Annotated in this window: 1 protein-coding gene; it reads right to left on the bottom strand. The window is 64.2% G+C overall.

Annotated features, from left to right (window positions below; all coding sequences use genetic code 11):
- Window positions 1-324, bottom strand: a 324-nt coding sequence (locus tag B2W22_RS21205; RefSeq protein WP_286939458.1) for a transposase, incomplete at its 3' end; no start/stop codon positions are given.
- Window positions 325-422: the final 98 nt, after the last annotated feature.

The following is a 422-nucleotide window of genomic DNA, read 5'->3' on the forward strand; positions in this document are numbered from 1 at the left end:
CAGGATCGGGGCGAAGCTGCCGTCCCGATCACGCGGGATATCGAGCTTCAGGGGCCCGTCATCGGTCAATACCGTCTTGCGGCTCTTGCCGTTGCGCTGGTTGCTGGACGCCTCGGGACGGGCCTGTCCTGCCGGATATCCCAGGTGCTGACCCAGCTCGGCGCCCAACGCGCGTTCGATCAACGCCTTCTTCAACAGCATGAACGTGTCCTGGACCGCCTCAGCCGTCATCGGCCCAGTTACAAGTTCATCTAGCAACTGCTCAGCACTGGCCGGCAGCGCCGGCTTGCTGGACTGCTTCGCGGACTTCGGCGTGCGTGCCATGGTCGGTCTCCTTGAAAACCATCATAGGCCTGCACACAAAAATCCGGACACTCCCCGGCGCGTCGTCGGCCTGGGGCGCGCGGGGCTACGATTGCGGT

This window comes from Achromobacter sp. UBA4530, from assembly GCF_002388205.1.
GTDB classification, from domain to species: domain Bacteria; phylum Pseudomonadota; class Gammaproteobacteria; order Burkholderiales; family Burkholderiaceae_B; genus Achromobacter; species Achromobacter animicus.